16 protein-coding genes and 2 pseudogenes are annotated in these 17,394 nt (G+C 62.2%); 11 read left to right on the top strand and 7 right to left on the bottom strand.

The annotated features are described in order from the left end of the window. The first annotated feature begins 2 nt into the window (after positions 1-2). The 5 genes and pseudogenes from EIO64_RS02560 to cysK all read left to right on the top strand — a co-directional run bounded on the left by EIO64_RS02560 (position 3) and on the right by cysK (position 4,522). A pseudogene (locus EIO64_RS02560) lies at positions 3-742 on the top strand (ABC transporter ATP-binding protein). Continuing rightward, entirely contained in the window at positions 739-1,962 is a 1,224-nt protein-coding gene (locus tag EIO64_RS02555; RefSeq protein WP_136890746.1) for an ABC transporter permease, read from the top strand. The pseudogene EIO64_RS02560 and the gene EIO64_RS02555 overlap by 4 nt, the downstream one beginning before the upstream one ends. Positions 1,963-2,091: 129 nt before the next feature. Next, positions 2,092-2,589, top strand: a complete 498-nt coding sequence (locus EIO64_RS02550) for an RNA polymerase sigma factor (protein WP_036627189.1) — start codon at positions 2,092-2,094, stop codon at positions 2,587-2,589. Continuing rightward, a complete protein-coding gene (locus EIO64_RS02545) occupies positions 2,586-3,428 on the top strand; it encodes a DUF3298 domain-containing protein (RefSeq protein ID WP_119311165.1) in 843 nt (280 codons plus the stop codon). Before EIO64_RS02550 ends, EIO64_RS02545 begins: the two co-directional genes overlap by 4 nt. 164 nt (positions 3,429-3,592) lie before the next feature. Continuing rightward, positions 3,593-4,522, top strand: a complete 930-nt coding sequence (gene cysK / locus EIO64_RS02540; RefSeq protein ID WP_136890745.1) for a cysteine synthase A — start codon at positions 3,593-3,595, stop codon at positions 4,520-4,522. Between the two features lie 58 nt (positions 4,523-4,580). On the opposite strand, the gene EIO64_RS02535 is transcribed toward cysK, so the two are convergent. Together EIO64_RS02535 and EIO64_RS02530 are read right to left on the bottom strand one after the other, a co-directional pair. Continuing rightward, positions 4,581-5,375, bottom strand: coding sequence for a TIGR04255 family protein (locus EIO64_RS02535; protein WP_025543959.1), 795 nt, complete (start codon positions 5,373-5,375; stop codon positions 4,581-4,583). A gap of 60 nt (positions 5,376-5,435) precedes the next feature. Next, a complete protein-coding gene (locus EIO64_RS02530; protein ID WP_025543960.1) occupies positions 5,436-6,230 on the bottom strand; it encodes a cell wall hydrolase in 795 nt (264 codons plus the stop codon). A gap of 179 nt (positions 6,231-6,409) precedes the next feature. Between EIO64_RS02530 and EIO64_RS02525 the strand changes: the two genes are divergently transcribed. The 6 genes from EIO64_RS02525 (at position 6,410) to EIO64_RS02500 (ending at position 11,713) form a co-directional block, all read left to right on the top strand. Continuing rightward, positions 6,410-6,763: a PadR family transcriptional regulator gene (locus tag EIO64_RS02525; protein ID WP_119311164.1), complete on the top strand. Its 354-nt coding sequence runs from the start codon at positions 6,410-6,412 to the stop codon at positions 6,761-6,763. Continuing rightward, the gene (locus EIO64_RS02520; protein WP_136890744.1) at positions 6,760-7,887 is read left to right on the top strand and encodes a DUF2812 domain-containing protein; all 1,128 of its coding nucleotides are present in this window, start codon (positions 6,760-6,762) and stop codon (positions 7,885-7,887) included. Before EIO64_RS02525 ends, EIO64_RS02520 begins: the two co-directional genes overlap by 4 nt. 18 nt (positions 7,888-7,905) lie before the next feature. Next, positions 7,906-9,081, top strand: coding sequence for a DUF2812 domain-containing protein (locus EIO64_RS02515; RefSeq protein ID WP_136890743.1), 1,176 nt, complete (start codon positions 7,906-7,908; stop codon positions 9,079-9,081). Further along, positions 9,032-10,222, top strand: a complete 1,191-nt coding sequence (locus EIO64_RS02510) for a DUF2812 domain-containing protein (RefSeq protein WP_136890742.1) — start codon at positions 9,032-9,034, stop codon at positions 10,220-10,222. Before EIO64_RS02515 ends, EIO64_RS02510 begins: the two co-directional genes overlap by 50 nt. Before the next feature lie 24 nt (positions 10,223-10,246). After that, positions 10,247-11,464 carry a DUF2812 domain-containing protein gene (locus tag EIO64_RS02505; RefSeq protein WP_136890741.1) on the top strand — a complete coding sequence of 406 codons (1,218 nt, stop codon included), beginning with the start codon at positions 10,247-10,249 and terminating at the stop codon, positions 11,462-11,464. A gap of 66 nt (positions 11,465-11,530) precedes the next feature. Beyond that, positions 11,531-11,713 carry a DUF6774 domain-containing protein gene (locus EIO64_RS02500; RefSeq protein WP_021748458.1) on the top strand — a complete coding sequence of 61 codons (183 nt, stop codon included), beginning with the start codon at positions 11,531-11,533 and terminating at the stop codon, positions 11,711-11,713. Positions 11,714-11,772: 59 nt separating this feature from the next. Here EIO64_RS02500 and EIO64_RS02495 read toward each other — a convergent pair whose 3' ends face one another. From EIO64_RS02495 to EIO64_RS02475, 5 genes and pseudogenes are all read right to left on the bottom strand, one after another. Further along, positions 11,773-12,024, bottom strand: a complete 252-nt coding sequence (locus EIO64_RS02495; protein ID WP_021748271.1) for a hypothetical protein — start codon at positions 12,022-12,024, stop codon at positions 11,773-11,775. Between the two features lie 12 nt (positions 12,025-12,036). After that, positions 12,037-12,404: pseudogene (locus tag EIO64_RS02490) on the bottom strand (RidA family protein). 60 nt (positions 12,405-12,464) lie between these two features. Then, on the bottom strand, positions 12,465-13,724 hold the full coding sequence (locus tag EIO64_RS02485; RefSeq protein ID WP_021748273.1) for a dicarboxylate/amino acid:cation symporter: 1,260 nt from the start codon (positions 13,722-13,724) through the stop codon (positions 12,465-12,467). 46 nt (positions 13,725-13,770) lie between these two features. Next, positions 13,771-14,940 (bottom strand): MalY/PatB family protein, encoded by a 1,170-nt coding sequence (locus EIO64_RS02480; RefSeq protein ID WP_021748274.1) that lies wholly within the window; start codon positions 14,938-14,940, stop codon positions 13,771-13,773. 244 nt (positions 14,941-15,184) lie between these two features. After that, positions 15,185-17,233 carry a sigma-54 interaction domain-containing protein gene (locus EIO64_RS02475; RefSeq protein ID WP_025543966.1) on the bottom strand — a complete coding sequence of 683 codons (2,049 nt, stop codon included), beginning with the start codon at positions 17,231-17,233 and terminating at the stop codon, positions 15,185-15,187. Positions 17,234-17,394 lie beyond the last annotated feature (161 nt).

Genomic DNA, 17,394 nt, shown 5'->3' with positions numbered 1-17,394 from the left:
CCGTGAGCCATCTCATTGAACTGAAAGACATCTACAAGATCTACCACATGGGAGAGGAGACCGTCCACGCCCTGGACGGCATCAACCTGACGGTGGATCAGGGGGAGTTCGTGGCCATCGTAGGCTCCTCCGGTTCCGGCAAGTCCACGGCCATGAACATTATCGGCTGCCTGGACGTTCCCACGTCGGGAACCTACCACTTGGGGGCATTGATGTGTCCACCATGGAGGACGACCAGCAGGCGGAGATCCGCAACAAAATGCTGGGCTTTATCTTCCAGCAGTATAACCTGATCCCCAAGCTGACGGTGCAGGAAAATGTGGAGCTGCCGCTGCTGTACGCCGGCGTCTCCGCAGAGGAGCGCCGCGAACGGGCCATCCAGTCTCTGGAGCGGGTAGGTCTGGCTGACAAGCGGAAGAACCTGCCCAGCCAGCTCTCTGGCGGCCAGCAGCAGCGGGTCTCCATCGCCCGGGCCCTGGCGGGGAATCCGTCGGTGATCCTGGCCGACGAGCCTACGGGCGCCCTGGACTCCCGCACGGGTCGGGAGGTGCTGCGGTTCCTGCAGAAGCTAAACCAGGAGGGGGACACCGTGGTCCTCATCACTCACGACAACTCCATCGCTGTTAAGGCCAAGCGCATCGTCCGTCTGCAGGACGGCCGGATCATCTACGACGGGGACGCCAGTGATCCCCAGGCCGTGGTCCAGCCCCAGGAGGACGCGGGAGAGGGGGAGCCGGCATGAATTTCACCCAATCCTTCAAGCTGGCCATCAAATCCCTGCTGCTCAGCAAGATGCGGGCGCTGCTGACCATGCTGGGCATCATCATCGGCGTGGCGGCGGTCATCATCATCACCAGCCTGGGCAACGGCATGCAGAATTACATGAACGCCCAGTTCGAGCAGCTGGGCTCCAACCTGATCCAGGTGATGGTCTACGGCCGCGGCGAGGGCGGCACCCGGGACGTGAGCACGGAAGATATGTACGCGCTTGTGGAGAAGTACCCCCAGTACCTCTCCGGCGTCACGCCCTATGTGTCCGCCACAGCCAAGGTGCGGCAGGGAACGGAGGACTTCGACCGCACCAGCATTTACGGCGTCAGCGAGGCATTTTACCGCGCCGACACCCAGAAGACCATGCAGGGCTCCAGCCTGGAGAATGGCCGCTTCCTCCGCTACATTGACGTGGAGCGCCATCAGAATGTGTGTGTCATCGGTTCCTATCTGGCGGAAAACGCTTTCCGGACGGATCCGCTGGGTCAGACGATTTCCGTCAGCGGCGTGCCCTACATGGTAGTGGGCGTACTGGCGGAGAGCGGCGACAGCACCGAGGGCAGCGTCGATGATGTGATCTACATCCCCTATGCCAATGCCCAGCGGCTGGGGGGCGGATATGGGGACATGTATCTGATGACCAGTACGGACCGGGATACGGCGTCTGCTGCCAAGGGCATCATTGAAAACCGGCTGTTCAAGACCTACCAGTCCTCGGACTACTACATGGTCATGACCTCCGCAGAGATGATGGACGCCATGGACTCCATGCTGAACACCCTGATGATGATCCTGATCCTCATCGCGGCCATCAGCCTGCTGGTGGGCGGCATCGGTATCATGAATATCATGCTGGTGTCCGTCACGGAGCGGACCCGGGAGATCGGCATCCGAAAATCCCTGGGTGCCAAATGCCGGGACATCCGTAGCCAGTTCATCATTGAGGCCGGCACTACCTCCGCCATCGGCGGTGCCATCGGCATCTTACTGGGCATCCTCATGGCCAACGTGCTGACCAATGTCATCGCTCTGGTGCTGGGCACCGGCAACGATGGCTTCGTGGCTATGCCCACGGCTGGCGGCATCGGTGTGGCCTTCGGCGTCTCCGTGGCGGTGGGCATCCTGTTCGGCTATCTCCCCGCCAACAAGGCGGCCAAGCTGAACCCCATCGACGCCCTGCGTTACGATTGATTCCAGCCGATGAAAAGAGACCGGGAGACCGGTCTCTTTTTTGCGCAGAAAATTTTTCAGAAAATTGTTCTCCCTCCAAACTTTTTCCGCTCCCGGCGCGTCTATACAGCAGAACGAACGGAAAGGACCATGAGAAACGTGTCACATATCCTGGAAAAGCAACTGACCGACTATCTCGTAACGGATCAGGCGCGGTTTTACCGACTGGCGTACAGCTACCTGAAAAACAGGGAAGAGGCTCTGGACGCGGTGCAGACCGCCGTCTGCAGGGCACTGGAGAAACAGGGGGAGCTGAAGGAGCCGGAGGCCCTCCGTGCGTGGTTTTATCACATTCTGGTTCACGTGTGCATGGACGTGCTTCGCAGCCGAAAGCGGGTGACGCTGATCCCGCCGGAGGCACTGGACGCCGGCAGCTATGAGGACCCTCTGCCTTCGGACGGCACGCTAGCCCAACGGGTGGACGCTCTGCCGCCAGAGGTGGGGACCATCATCAAGCTGCGGTTCTATGAGGACCTGTCTCTCAAGGAGATCAGCACCGTCACCGGCTGGAATCTGAACACCGTGAAAACCAGACTGTACACCGGCTTGAAGAAATTACGGATATCAATGGAAGGAGATCAATTATGAACGAATTCAAGCGTGCACGAGAAGAATATGAGTCCACCCCCATTCCGGAGGAGCTGGACGCCCGGGTCCGCGCAGGCATCCGGCAGGGCAGGACCAGCAGCCGTAGCCGCGGTTATAAGGTGGTCCGGCGGACTGCGGGCAGCGTGGCCGCCTGTCTGGCTGTGCTGATGGCGGGCCTGAATGTCTCCCCGACCTTCGCGGCTGCGGCTGCGGATGTACCGGTGCTGGGCGGGCTGTTCCAGGTCCTGACGATCCGGGACTATGAGACCGTGGAGAACGGCATCGACTACAAGGTGACCGTCCCCGGTGTGGAGTCTGAGGGCGACCTGGCCGAGAAGGTCAACGCGGAGATCCAGGAGCGGGTGGACGCCCATCTGGCCCAGGCTCAGGCGGACTGGGATGATTACAAGGATGCATTCCTGGCTACCGGCGGCACCGAGGAAGAGTGGGCCGACCGGGAGATGAACGTGCTTATCGACTACGAGATCAAGAGCCAGACCGACACTACGGTCTCCTTTGTGGTGGATTTCGCTGAGGGCTGGGTCGCTGCCATGCAGCAGCGGTACTGCTACAACCTGGACCTGGCCAACGACAAGGACATCACCCTGGCCGACGTGCTGGGCGAGGACTGGGTCGGCATCTGCAATGACGCCGTAAATGCGAAGATCGCGGCGGATGAGAGCGGCCTCTTCTTCACCCCGGAGCAGGGCGGCTTCACCACTGTGGATGACGCCACCTCCTTCTATCTGAATGAGGACGGCTCTGTGACGCTGGTGTTCCCCGAGTACAGCATCGCCGCCGGTGCCGCCGGGATTGTGGAAATCCCCGTGGTGGCCTGAGTATACCATCTCAAAGCGGCCCGCCTGTCGGCGGTCCGCTTTTTTTCTTCCATATCCTATAAAAATGCTATGAATTAAAGGCGGATTTTCGGCAAATGGTCCGTTGCAAACCCGGTGCGGCAGGTGTATCATGAGGCTATTCATTCAGAACGGAGGGATTTCCAATGCCTATTTATCACAGCGTCACTGAGCTGATCGGCCGCACGCCCTTGCTGGAGCTGTGCAATTACGAGCGGAACCACGACCTGAAGGCCGTGCTGTTGGCCAAGCTGGAGTGCATGAATCCCGCGGGCAGCGCCAAGGACCGGGTGGCTGCCAACATGATCGCCCGGGCGGAGACGGAGGGCCGTCTGGCTCCCGGCGGCACCATCATCGAACCTACCTCCGGCAACACCGGTATCGGTCTGGCTGCCGCAGCTGCGGCAAAGGGCTACCGTGTGATTCTCACCATGCCGGACACCATGAGCGTGGAGCGCCGGGCTCTGATCGCCGCCTACGGCGCGGAGATTATCCTGACGCCGGGAGCGGCGGGCATGGCGGGTGCTGTGGCCAAGGCGGAAGAACTGCATCAGTCCATTCCCGGCAGCATCATCGCAGGACAGTTTGAAAACCCCGCCAATCCAGCGGCACACGAGAAGACCACCGGCCCTGAGATCTGGGCGGACACGGAGGGGAAGGTGGACATCTTTGTGGCCGGGGTCGGCACCGGCGGCACTGTCAGCGGCGTGGGCCGGTATCTGAAGGCACAGAACCCCGCTGTGCGCGTGGTGGCCTTTGAGCCCGCTTCCTCGCCCCTGCTGACGGAGGGCCATGCGGGCCCACACGGCCTTCAGGGCATCGGCGCCAACTTTGTGCCGGAGAATCTGGACCGCAGCGTCCTGGATGAAGTCCTCACGGTCACGGATGCGGATGCCTACGCCACGGGCCGGGAGCTGGCCCGGACTGAGGGCATTCTGGTGGGCATCACCTCCGGCGCCGCCGTGTGGGCAGCGGCCCAGCTGGCCCGGCAGCCGGAGAACGCCGGCAAGACCATCGTGGCCCTGCTGCCGGACAGCGGCGAGCGGTATCTCTCCACCCCCATGTTCCAGAAGTGACAACATGTACAAAAAGCCCGGGAGACGTCCGTACACGTCTCCCGGGCTTTTTCGCAGATTATCCGGCCTCCATGGCGTCCCGGAGCCTGTCGGTGACAGCACCTTCAAACAGGCGGGTGGAGTGGCCGTGGAGCGTCTCCAGCGCACCGGCGGCCAGGGTGCAGGGGGTGTTTCCGGTCATGGACAGATCCATGTCAAAAATGAACTTCACCTCCGGGTCCTGGGGAACGCCGGGGGCGTTCCGCTTCACCACACCGGGGCCCGCGTGGACCTTGGCCTGACAGCTGGAATCCAGCTTCAGCGTCAGATCACAGGCGCAGTTGAGAAAGCGGTCCTCCGGGAGCTCCGCCTCCTGCATGGGAGCGGTGTAGGCAGGAGAGAACAGCTCCGCCCAGCGGGCACCCTCCAGCCCCAGCCGGGCACGGGAGAAGATGTTCACATACCGCAGGCCCACCCGCTGGAAATAGGCGGGCTTGTACAGCCGGATAAAGGCGGCCAGCGGCTTGTCCAGCTGGCGGGCAAACTCCTCCCACCCGGGATAGTGGAGGGTGGACAGAGCGATGAAGTCCTTGGTGAGATTCAGCTTCCACTGGTTGTCCTCGGAGACGAAGTTGTGATTGGTCACCGGAGGCTGCTGCTCCACCTTGGGATTGGGGCTGCCCAGCCCGGTGATGCGGGGCGGCGCGGCGTCCTGGCGCCGGGCATACTGGGGGAACTCCGCGCGGATGGCCTCCTGAAAATCGGCGGGCTCCACGCTGTTGATGGTGAGAATAGACGGGAACCGCAACTGGCAGATGACCTCATGGGCCGGGGCGTTGCGGTAGTGGGTCCGGGGATGATCGGAAAACAGCATGTGGCTTGCTCCTTTGCTTCTTGATGGCCCTATTTTAGCCCCCTGGCTGAGAAATGTCAATTACAGGTAGAACCGGTGGCAGCCGATGGTCTTGAGATACGCCCGGTTGGCGTTGATCCAGGTGCCCTGGGACAGGGCGGGCGCGTAGAAGTAAAGAGCCTTGCCGGCGGTGTTCTCGCCGTTCAGGACCCGCTTGGCCGCCTCCACGGATTTGGCCGTGGGGGGCAGGTACACTGTGCCGTTGGAGACGGGCGTGAACTGGACATCGTGCTTGCGGTCAAAGATCACGGCGGGAATGGTGTTGGGGAACTCCTTCGCCGCAACCCGGTTCAGCACCACATTGCCCACGGCGATCTGGCCGGTCATGTTCTCGCCCCGACTCTCGGCGCTGATGATGCGGCTGAGCCAGTAAAGGTCCATGGCGTTGTGATCCGCGCCGGGAGAGGTCACCGCCGCGCCGCCCAGCTGGGGATCCCAGGCCACGCTGCCGCCCAGGGCGGTGGCCAGAGTCCGCAGGGGGATGTAGGTCCGGCCACGCTCCACAAAGACCTTGCCGCTGTATGTACGGCCGTTGACCGTCACGGTATTTCGGGACGGGTTTGCGGTGACGGACTGGCTGCCGGAGGCGGCGGCAGCCACCTTTCGGCTGCTGTCCCACCAGACGCTCCAGCCGCCGAAGGCATCCAGCAGTCCCCGGAGGGGAACATAGGTCACGCCGCTCTGCAGGTAGTTGACGCCCTGACTCAGAACGGTGCCGTCCACCTGGACGGGCACCACCCGGCTGGGGGCCGCCTTGACGGTGGCGCAGGTCAGGGTAAGGGCGGCCAGCAGGCCGCAGAGAAGTTTTCGTTTCATGGGGAAAATTCGTCCTTTCTGGTTTGTCGCTGCTGTACAAGAGCATACAGGAGGGAGGGGGCGGGCTGCAACCCTCAAAACATTCCAGAGCTGGAAGCGAACAGACAGCTTGACAATATCGTGCAACGATATTATAGTGAACCCAGAAAGTATCGTGTTTCGATATTAGGGGGGATACCATGGCCAGGGAGCCGCTGAAAGTCCTGACGGAGAGCATGTTCTATGTGCTGTTGAGCCTGCTGCGGCAGGAGCGGTGCGGCACGGAGATTGTCCGGTATGTGGATGACGCCACCGCCGGTCGGGTACCCCTGGGGCCAGGGACGCTGTACACGATTCTGGCAAAATTTCAGGAGGAGGGCTTGATCCGGGAGGCGGCGGTGGAGGGGCGGAAGCGGACCTACGCCATCACGGACCGGGGCCGGGCCCTGTTCCGGCAGGAGCTCTCCCGCCTGCGCCTCTGCGTGGCCGATGGCGAGCGGGAGGAGCTGGCGTCGGAGCGGCTGCTGCCGGGGATGAGAGAGGAGGCACCGTGAAAAAGCGTTTTCTCATGCCGGAGGCCTATTGGGATACCGCCCTTCTGGAGCGGTGGCTGGAGGAAAAAGCTGTCCAGGGCTGGCGGCCGGTGTCGTTTTCTCGCTATGGCAGCGGAAAGTTTGAGCCGGCGGAGCCCAGGAAGCTCCGGTATCGGCTGGAGCCCCTGCGGACAGAGACCTATGACGCCCAATGTGAGCGGGAGGAGACTTACCGGGAAATGGGGTGGGAGCCTGCCGGCGTCCTGGGGGACTATCGGGTCTATGCCTGCGCGGACCCACAGGCGCCGGAGCTGTTTACAGATCCCTCTGCCCTGTGTCTGACCTGGGAGAGGCAGCTGCGGCTGTTCCGGCGACATAGGCTGATCTCCATGGTGCTGATTGTTGTCTGGACGATCTTGCAGTTTCGCAGCCTCTGGGAGAGCGGCCAGCCGGTGGATGTGTTCCTGAAAGGGATGTGGGCTGTGTGGCTGCTTGCGGTGGTCTGTGCCCTGGAGTGGCTCTGCGGCAATCTGCGGGCGCTGCGGGGCGTTCAGCGGATGCGCCGCCAGCTGGAGGCGGGGATGGCGCCGGATACTGAGGACCTGGATGCGTCGTTACGGCGGCGGAGGCGGCAGAATCTCGTCTCCTGGGGGATTTGCGGACTGGTGGCTGCACTTGCCGTATCTGTATTCGGCAGCCAGCAGGAGATGCCCTTGTCCGACGCGCCGGAGCCCTTGCCCTATGTCTCCATGGAGGCAGTGGCCCCGGAGGCCGCCGCCCTGCCCTTGGATTCATCTGTTTACCGGGAGAGACGGAGTCTGCTGACGGATCACCGGGAGGTCAGCCAGTTCCGCTGGGATTTTAAAGCGTCCCTGTGGGCCGGTTTCGACCGGGTGCGGTTCACCTTCCTGGCGGAGGCCCTGTATCGGGAACGCTTAGCGAATTTCTTGGACACCTGGTCCGTGGTAGAGGTCCGGGAGGTGGCGGACAGCCGCTTTGACCAAGCGGTGGTGATCGACACGGATAAAAACCGATGCTTCATCGGCCGGATGGGGCGGGCGGTGCTGATGGAGCGGGTGCGGACAGACCGGGACCTGATGGATCACCTGGACAACTTCGCCGCCGTCCTGGCGGAGTTTCAATAGAAAAAGAGGGGAAACGCCATGCTGAAGCTGATGCCCATGAACATTTACGACGTAGCCGCCCAGCAGGCCCGGATGGAGGACCAGGCCGCCCGGGGGTGGTTTGCCGTCTCGGTTCCCGGTATTTTCTTCCTGGCGGTCTTTGAGAAGGGGGAGCCAAAGGCTGTTCGCTACCGACTGGAACCTGCCCCAGTAAAGGAGAGCTGCCCGGACCCAGAGCGCCTGGCGGCCTACCGGTCTATGGGCTGGGAGTATGTGGACACCTCCGGCAAGTCCGTGCACCTGTGGCGATGCGATGATCCCGATGCGCCGGAACTCCACACGGACCCGGAGACAGAGGCCCAGGCATATGACCGGCTGTTCCGCCGCCAGCAAAAGGTGACGCAGTTCTGGGCCGCGGTCACGGCGCTTCTGGCGGTGCTGGCGGTACAGACGCTTCTGACAGAGAGAACCCTTCTCGTATGGAGTGTGCAGGAGTGGAAGCCACTGTGGCGGGAGGCCGCCTATTGGGGCTTTCTGCTGGCACTCGCATTGGCGGCGTTCCGGCAGTGGTGGTCTCTACGACGGTATCTGCGGCCTCTGCGGGCGGGAGTACCCGTGTGCCACAGGCGGCCTTACCGGCTGGCCTGCGGATTGTCCCTGGCGATCATGCTGCTGTGGGGAATTTACATCGCATCACTCTGCGCCGATATGGCGGACCCCAGATCGCGGCCCTTTGAACCGGCGGAGACCTTTGACGAGCCGGTCCCATATATCACGGAAAAGGGATTGCAGGAGGTCCAGGCCATCCACTGGGACAACTGGCTTACCACAGACCAGTGGTGGACCTTTGAGGGCATGGGCGACTGGGAGACGGAGAACCGCTACTACCGCCTCCGTTTCCCCTGGCTGGCGGACGATCTGGTAGACGGCATCTTGGCGGACTACCAGGAGAAAGGCTGGCCCATCATGGCCTGGCAGATCCCCGGACTGGACGAGACCTGGGTGTCCACTCGCGACGACTACGGGTATTGGTTCCTAGTGGTCCGGCTGGGGGATCAGGTGTGGAGCATCTCCACAGGCACCACGGAGCCAACGATAGATCTGGCGGAGCGGTACGCCGCCGTCCTGGCGGAGGTTCAGCAGAAAGAGAAGGGGGGAGCGATCTATGAGCGGTCGGCAGGAATACAGGGAGTTCCGGCCTGTGGAGCTCTATGACGTGGCTGCTGTGGAGTCCTGGCTGGAGGAACGGGACCGGGAGGGCTATCACCTGCTGCGGTTCCGGGGGCTTTACGGAATCTTTTGTCAGGATTGCTCCGTCGCTCCCAGCCGCTACCGGCTCCAGCCCCTGCTGCGCAAAGAGAAGTCTCCGCTGCCGGAGATGACGGATGCCTACAGAGAGCTGGGGTGGGAATATGTTTGCACCTTGGCGGGGACCTTCCACATCTGGCGCTGCGGCGACCCGGCCGCCCCGGAGCTGGACACGGACCCGGTGGTCCAGAGCATGGGGTACGGGTATCTTGAGCGAAAAATGCGGCGCCATCTGCTGCGGCTGCCCGCGATCCTGCTGGTGTGCCTGGGGATCTGTGTCCTTCCCTGGTTCTGGGGCGCCGGGGACATGCCTCTGGTGGATCAGCTGGAGCATGCCCTGCCGGGCGAGGGACTGTTCTGGCTGCTGATGGCGGCGGCCGTGGTGGGGGTCGAGCTGCTGGACGCCTTCCGGATGCGCCGGCTGCTGCGGTCGCTGGGCACCGGCGTCCCTCTGGAACGCCCCAGATCCTGGCGGCTCCAGAAACGGGTCACGCAGGCGGTAATGGTCCTGATTTGGGCGGGCGTCCTGATATCCTGGCTGCTCCCGGATGGCGGAGATCCCCATTTCACCCGGTCGGCCATGGACGGGGACGGCGAGCCGCTGGCGGAGGTGGTATATGTGGATCTGCGGGAGCTGGAGGGCTCGGAGGAGCTGACCGGTTTTTCCGCTGAGCGCAAGTCCCTGCTGTTGGCACCCCGGATGTACTGGACCCGGCAGTCCACGGAAGGCCCCGGCGGCCCGTTGAATCTGATCTCCGGCAACACCTCGTATTACCGCATGGGGACGAAAGGGCTGGCCCTTCGGGTGGAGGAAGAGCTCAAGACCTGGCAGAAGTGGTTCGGCGGCGGGGAGCCGGAACGGCTAAAGGTCCCCGGACTGGACAGCTTCTGGTGGGCCGGAGATGAGCAGCTCTCCCGGCGGGAGGATCCGTGCCAGTGCGTGGTGGCCCGGCGGGGAAACTGCGTGCTGATGTTTTCCTATACCGGGCACAAGGACCTGCGGATACAGACTGACTACTTCGCCGCCGTTCTGATGAAATTTCAGTAGATCAGCGGAGAGGGGGAGAGGAGAATGGGCGCTGAAAACAGACATGGGCAGAGCTCCTATCGGAAGAGCTGCCCCATCAGCATCTACGACGTGGCGGCGGTGGAGACCTGGCTGGAGGACCTGGCCCGCAAGGGGGAGAACCCCGTCTGCTTCACGGGCAGCCGGGTGGACCTGTTGCTGGACGAACCGTGGGAGTGCCGCTTCCGGCTCCAGCCCCTCCAAAGGTGGAAAGAGGCTTTGGACCCGGAGCGGGTGGAGGCATACCGGAGCATGGGCTGGCGGCTGGTGGGGCAGCTGGGGCCCTTCTGGGTCTGGCGGTGCGATGACCCGAATGCCCCGGAGCTGGACACGGACCCGGTGGTCCAGGGAGAGGGATACCGATACTTAAAGCGGCGGATGATCTTCCGCACAGTGGGGGGCGGGCTGATCTGGCTGGTAATGACGGCGTATTTCATCCTGGCGGTGGCGCTTTCGGCTGCTTCTCTGGAGAACATCCTGAGAAACGCCAGCTGGCTGGGCTTTGTAGCCGCGCCGCTGGTGGCTGCGGCGCTGCTGACCATCTTGGGGATGCAGCTCTGGCTGGATGCCCGGAACACCTGGCGGCTGTGGAAGACTCTGACGGCGGGCGTCCCGCTGGAGAGGCCCAAGCTATACCGCCGTCAGCTGCGGCTGGGACAGCTGGCGTGGGGCGCTGCACTGGTCATATCTGTGCTGAATCTGGTGGTCAGCATTCAGAATCTGGACGGCAATCCCTCTGGTTGGGACCATGCGGCGCGGACGGTTTATGAAGCGGGGGAACGTCCGCCGGTGCAGATGGTTCTGGCGGACCTGACAGCCCTGGACGGCCTGGAGCCTTTGCGGACAGAGGTGCAGGAAAAATCCCTTCCCATCGCGCCGGAGATGTACGCTGCCCGCCAGTCTGCGGTGCTGCCCGACGGGGAGCAGGCTTTTCTCCAGACCGCGTATTACCGTATGCTGACAGCCGGATTGGCCCAGACCTTGACGGCAGAGCTGACGGAGAACCGGGCCGGCTTTCTGGACAGCCGGCCGGAACTGCCGCTGGACCCAATAGAGGCCCCGGCTCTGGACGGCTTCTGGTGGGCAGAGGAGGCGGACGGAATCGGAAGTCCTGAACAATTCGCCGTGCTCCGGCAGGGAAAACAGGTTCTTACCCTTTGGTACACCGGCTCTGCGGACCTGCGGACAGAGACGGCGTATCTGACCTCTTTGCTGGAGAAATGACACGCCGCCCCCGTCAAGAAATCCCTCGCCGCCTCATACACTGTTCACCAGGGAGGGGGCCGAGGGATGGATGCCTATGATTGGAGCACAGGAGTCTACGCCACAGCGGTGGCCATGGCAAAATGCATGACCACGGAGGAGCTGTCCCGCACGGCGATCCTGCTGACCCAGCTGGGCACCACTCTGGGCACCCTGGCGGCCCTGCGGCAGATGGAGGAGGGCGGTACAGGAGCCGTCACGGAGGTTTGAAGAACAGCAGAAACCCGGCGGGGGACCTTTCAGGTCCCCCGCCGGGCTTTGTGATCGCTTTATTTCAGCACGTCCCCGAGATCCAGCGTGACGGTGCCGTCCTCCAGGACAAAGGCGGGGATGCCGATGCCGCCGTTTTTCTTGACGGCCTCATAGTGGGGATCGCTGTCCCGCAGGGCCAGATAGGCCTTCAGGTCCGGCAGGCTGGCGGAGAGATTCTTGAACTCGATCTCCGCCTTGACCTCGGACAGGCGGTTCAGGGCGTACAGGGTGTCGGGGCACAGGTGGCTTCCAATGACAGTGACTTTCATCTGATACCTCCGTTACTTCAGCGCGATGGCTTCGATCTCGCAGAGCACGCCCTTGGGCAGCTCCCGCACGGCCACGCAGCTGCGGGCGGGCTTGGAGGTGAAATACCTGGCGTACACCTCGTTGAAGGCGGCGAAGTCGCCCATATCCGCCAGGAAGCAGGTGGTCTTGACAACTTTGTCAAAGCCGGAACCGGCAGCCTCCAAGATGGCGCCCACGTTTTTGCAGCTCTGCTCCGCCTGGGCGGAGATACCTTCGGGGTAGTGCCCGTGGCGGGGTCCACCGGGATCTGACCGGAGGTGATGACCAGATCTCCAAAGGCGTAGCCCTGGGAATAGGGGCCGATGGCGCCGGGGGCATTCTTGGTTTCAATGACGTTCATGTGAAAAACTCCTTTTCTAAAATTGGATAGCTGATAAAATCAATCTGGAAAGCGATGGAATCAGGCGGTCTCCTTCTTGGCGGCCACAGCCTTCACGAGCCAGTCCTTGCCCTCCACCAGACGGGTGACGATCATGGAGGCGATGGTGTCGCCGGAGGAGTTCAGGCAGGTGGCGGCAGGGTCGAAGATGAAGCCCAGGGTGGCGATGATGGGGAATGCCTCGGCGGGGAAGTTGAACATGCTGACAATCAGCATCTCGCCCACCAGGCCGCCGCCGGGAGCGCCGGAGAGCACAAAGGCGGAGAGAATGGCCACAACGATGGCCATGGCATAGGTCTCCGCGCCGACGAAGTCCTTGCCGAAGACGCCGTACAGGAAGGCGATCTTCACGATGGAACTGAGGACGGAGCCGTCCATGTGCATGGTGCAGCCCATGGGCAGCACCAGGTCGCTGACGTCCTTGGGCACGCCGATGTTGTCACAGGCCTCCTTGTTGACCGGAATGGTGGCGGCGGAGGACTGGGTGGCAAAGGCTGTGATGGCAGGCGGGAAGATGTTCTGGATCATCATCCGGACGCCCAGCTTGCCGCCGGCCAGGAAGGCATATAGCGGGAAGAAGATCACCGCATAGAGCAGGCACAGGGGATAGTAGACCAGCATGGACCGGCCGTAGTCACCCACGATCTCTGGACCATAGGTGGCAACCAGGTTGGCGAAGTAGGCGCCCAAGCCGATGGGAGCGATGAACATGATGACGCCCACGAACTTCATGATGATGTCATTCAGGTTGTTCAGCAGCTTGCCCATAGGGCTCTCGTCGCCGCCGCAGGCGGACACGCAGAAGCCGAAGATGATGGCGAAAATGATTAGGGGCAGCATGTTGGACTTATCCCACAGGTCGGAGAAATCGGACACAGTCAGGGAACTGACCAGCAGCTCGCCTGCGCTCTGGGCCTCGCCTACCTCGCCGGTGGTCAGCTGGATGGAGGCGCCTGCGGAGGGGCTGAACAGGTTGACCCAGGTCAGCACGCAGGCCGCTGCGATCAGGCCGGTGAAGATGAAGGTGCCGACGGTGGAACCCAGGATCCGGCCCAGGCGCTTCATGTTGGCCATGCTGCCCACTGCGGAGGCGATGGACACAAACACCAGAGGAACCACAATGGTGAACAGCAGATTCAGGAAGATATCGCCGATGGGCTTGATGGTGGTACCCACAGAGGGCGCGAAAGCGCCGATCAGGGCGCCGATGGCGATGCCGCCCAGAATCAGAATCAGGCCTCCGTACTGCTGCCAGAAGCTCTTCTTTTGAATGGTTGCCATGTTCTTTCTCCTTTTCCCTTATTTCTCTGCGCGCTCTTGCTGGGGATTACAGGCTGTTGACAGCGGCCTCCAGCTGGCGCATGGCCTGTTCCAAAGTGGCGCGGGGGCAGGCGGCGTTCAGGCGCATGAAGCCATTGAGGCTCCGGCCGAAGGAGCAGCCGTCGTTGAGGCCCAGCTTGGCCTTCCGGATCATGAAGTCGTGGAGCGCCTCATTGCCCATGCCCAGCTCCCGGCAGTCCAGCCACATCAGATAGGTGGCGTCGGGGGCATAGGTCTTGATCTTAGGGATGCGCTTTTCACAGTAGTCCACCACATAGTCAAAGTTGGCGGAGAGATAGGGAAGCAGCTGGTCCAGCCACTCATCGCCCTGGTTGAAGGCCGCCTCCATGGCGGTGAGGGAGAAGGCGTTGTTCCGGTGGATATCCATGTTCATCCAGAACTTGTCAAAGACCTCCTTTTTGTGCGCGTTGGGGAACACCACTGTGCTGGCCTGCAGGCCGGCCAGGTTGAAGGTCTTGGTGCCAGAGATGCCGGTGATGACGTTGGCGGCGATCTCGGGGGACAGGGTGGCAGTGGGGATGTGCTTTTTGCCGTGGAAGATCAGGTCGGAGTGGATCTCGTCGGAGACCACCAGCACGTGATGCTTCAGGCACAGTTCCATCATCCGGCGCAGCTCCTCTTCCGTCCAGACATGGCCCAGGGGGTTGTGGGGGGAGCACAGCAGGAACAGGTCCGCCTGCTTCAGTTTCTCCTCAAAGTCTGCCCAGTCAACGGTCCACTTGCCGTCCTTCTCCACGAACTGATTCTCCAGAACCTTGCGGTTCCATGCCTCGGTCATATCATAGAACTCGGAGTACACCGGCGTCTGAATCAGGACGCTGCCACCCTCCGGGGTGAACAGCTTCACGCAGGCGGACAGGGTCTGCACCACGCCCAGGCTGAAGCTCATGAGGGACTGGTCGATATCCCAGCCGTTGCGGCGCTTCTGCCAGCCCCGAATGGCCTCAAAATAGCTGTCCGGCCGGGCGGTATAGCCCCAGATGCCCTCCTCGGCCCGGGCCTTCAGGGCGTCGATGATGGGCTGGGCGGTCTTGAAGTCCATGTCCGCGATCCACAGGGGGATCACGTCCTCTGTGCCGAATTTCTTCTTCCGCTCGTCATACTTGGCGGAGTGGTTCCCGGAGCGGTCCACCACCGCGTCAAACTGGTAGGTCATTAGTATCCATCCTTTCTGCGGCGTTCTTGTGCGCTGATGCTTTGTTATATAGCAAAATATATGCCAAAAAAGCGGGAATTACCGAGGAAACGGAAAAAGAATTTAAAACAGAGGAGACAATCGGAAATTCTAACCAAAAATCTCCGGGCGGGTTTGGCAGATAAGCCAAACCCGCCCGGAGCCGTATTTTGGTACCGGTTTTCTCAAATTTGCTTTCAAATGGTTTTATTGGTTGATCTAAATATCAAATTCGACCAGTTTCGTATAGCTGCCGGCCCTCCGGCGTCAGCTGGCTGCCGCCCCTCCCCCGGCTGACCCGGACCAGTCCCTGGTCTGCCATCTGGGCCAGAATGCTTCGGATTTCCTGTTGGGAAGTGGGGACAAAAGCATCCCGCGCCAGCTGCAGCAGCCGCTCCCGGCCGATGGGCTGCCGGGCCTCTGAGGCCTGATACAGCTGTTCCAGCACAAAGCGGAACACATCAGAAGAAGGCTGCTGCGGCGTCTCCGGCAACTGCCGGATCGGCGCCTGCGGGGCTCTGTGGAACACGGTGGGGGGCAGGTCCTCCATGGTGATGGGATCGTGGCCGGTGTAGAGAAAGTACTCCACTACGTTCCGCAGCTCCCGGATGTTGCCCGGCCAGGAGTAGGATTTCAGAAAGCCCCGCACCTGAGGCGTCAGGCGGAAGCTGCCGCCCAGCTCCTTTTGGAACTGCTCCAGGATCAGGAACAGATCGTCCCCCCGCTCCGACAGGGGCGGGATGACGATGGGCAGGGTGCTGAGACGGTAATACAGATCCCGGCGGAAGGTGCCCTCCGCCACCTTCCGCTCCAGAGACTCGTTGGTGGCGGCCACGATCCGCACGTCGATGGGAATGATGGAGGTGCCGCCCACCCGCATGATCTCCCGTTCCTGCAGGACCCGGAGCAGCTTGACCTGAAGAGCCGGACTCATGCCCTCCACCTCGTCCAGAAACAGCGTGCCCTGGTGGGAGATCTCAAGCAGGCCCAGGCGGCCGCCCTTTTTGGCGCCGGTGAAGGCCCCCTCCTCATAGCCGAAGAGCTCGCTCTCCAGCAGGTTTTCCGGGAAGGCCGCCACGTTGATGGCCACGAAGGGCCCGTTCCGCCGCCGGGAGGCCCGGTGGACCGCGTGGGCGAACAGCTCCTTGCCGGTGCCGGTCTCGCCGATCAGCAGGATGGGGCTCTCGCTGACAGCCATCCGCCGCAGCACCTCCTTGGCCTTCTGGATGGCATCCGACTCCCCGATCACATCCTCAAAGCCGTACTTGGCGCGGTAGCCCTTGTGAAGCAGCTGGTTGCGCAGCTGGCTCTGCCGGGCCTCCACGTCGTTGAACCGCTGCAGGATGGCAAACGCGCCGATGCAGGCCCGCTGCCGCATCACCGGCACCACCTCCGCGCTGACGTTGATGCCGTTGAGGCGGATGATTTTGGCAGGCAGCCGCTCCCGTTCCTGTAAACATTTCGAGAAGGGGAGATAGGGGAAGACCTGAGAGGCCGGCTTGCCCATCACCAAGTCGGCGCTGGTACGGGTGATTTCCTCCGCATGGCGGTTGCAGGCGAAGACCTCGCCCCGTTCGTTGACGCCCACCACGCCGTCCTCCAGCGTCTCCATTAAAATATGGAATTGGCTCTCGAGCCGGATGGAGCGGGCGAACATCTGGTCAAAGCTGTAATTGCTGGTTGCAATCGATTGGAAATAGGTCTGGAACTTCTCCGTCTCCAGCAGATGCTCCAGCCCCAGCCGCAGGGCGATCTCGATCATCATGCCGGAGGTGCAGGCCCGCTGTCCCACGTCGATTTTGGTCTCGATCTCCTCCGGCACATAGCGCATCTCGTCCGGTGTCACTGCGATGTGCACATCCCCCGGCAGCTCTGCCCCGGGATAGAAGGGAATCCAATGGACGTGGGTGATGCCGAACTGCTCCAGCTGGGCGATGGCCTCCCGGGCCATGGTCTCCGTCATGTTGACAAACAGCACCCGGCTGCCGGCGGGCAGTTCCTTCAGCCGCCGCAGCTCCTGCCAGCGGAAGGAGGCCTGCACCGCCATGGTCTGACTGTCGATAGGCACGTGGCGGGCCAGCTCTTCCGGCGACCCAAAGGCGTCCGTGGAGGCGGCAAACAGATCCGCATGGGGCAGCATGCCCATGGCGCTCCCGTCCATGACGGAAAACACCGAGACATCCGCCACCTCTCCGAACAGGCCCTCCACATCCCGTCCATAGGAGCGGGCAGCTCTGGGGTCCAGCGCAATGATGGAGATTGCCTTTTTTTCCACGCAGCTCACCTCCCAATTAACCATTTACTTTGACCATTTTCCCATAATTCGCTCTCCTTTACAAGGGGGGAGAGGCTGTTTTTTCAGGAAATTCACGGGGGAAGCAGTTGGCACGAGATTTGCTTATCTTATCAGGTTGAATATGTTGCGGGCCATTGGAG

Origin of the sequence: Dysosmobacter welbionis (assembly GCF_005121165.3) — a bacterium.
Taxonomy (GTDB): Bacteria; Bacillota; Clostridia; order Oscillospirales; family Oscillospiraceae; genus Oscillibacter; species Oscillibacter welbionis.
Note: the sequence above shows the minus strand (reverse complement) of the source record. Positions and strands in the feature narration are given on the sequence as shown.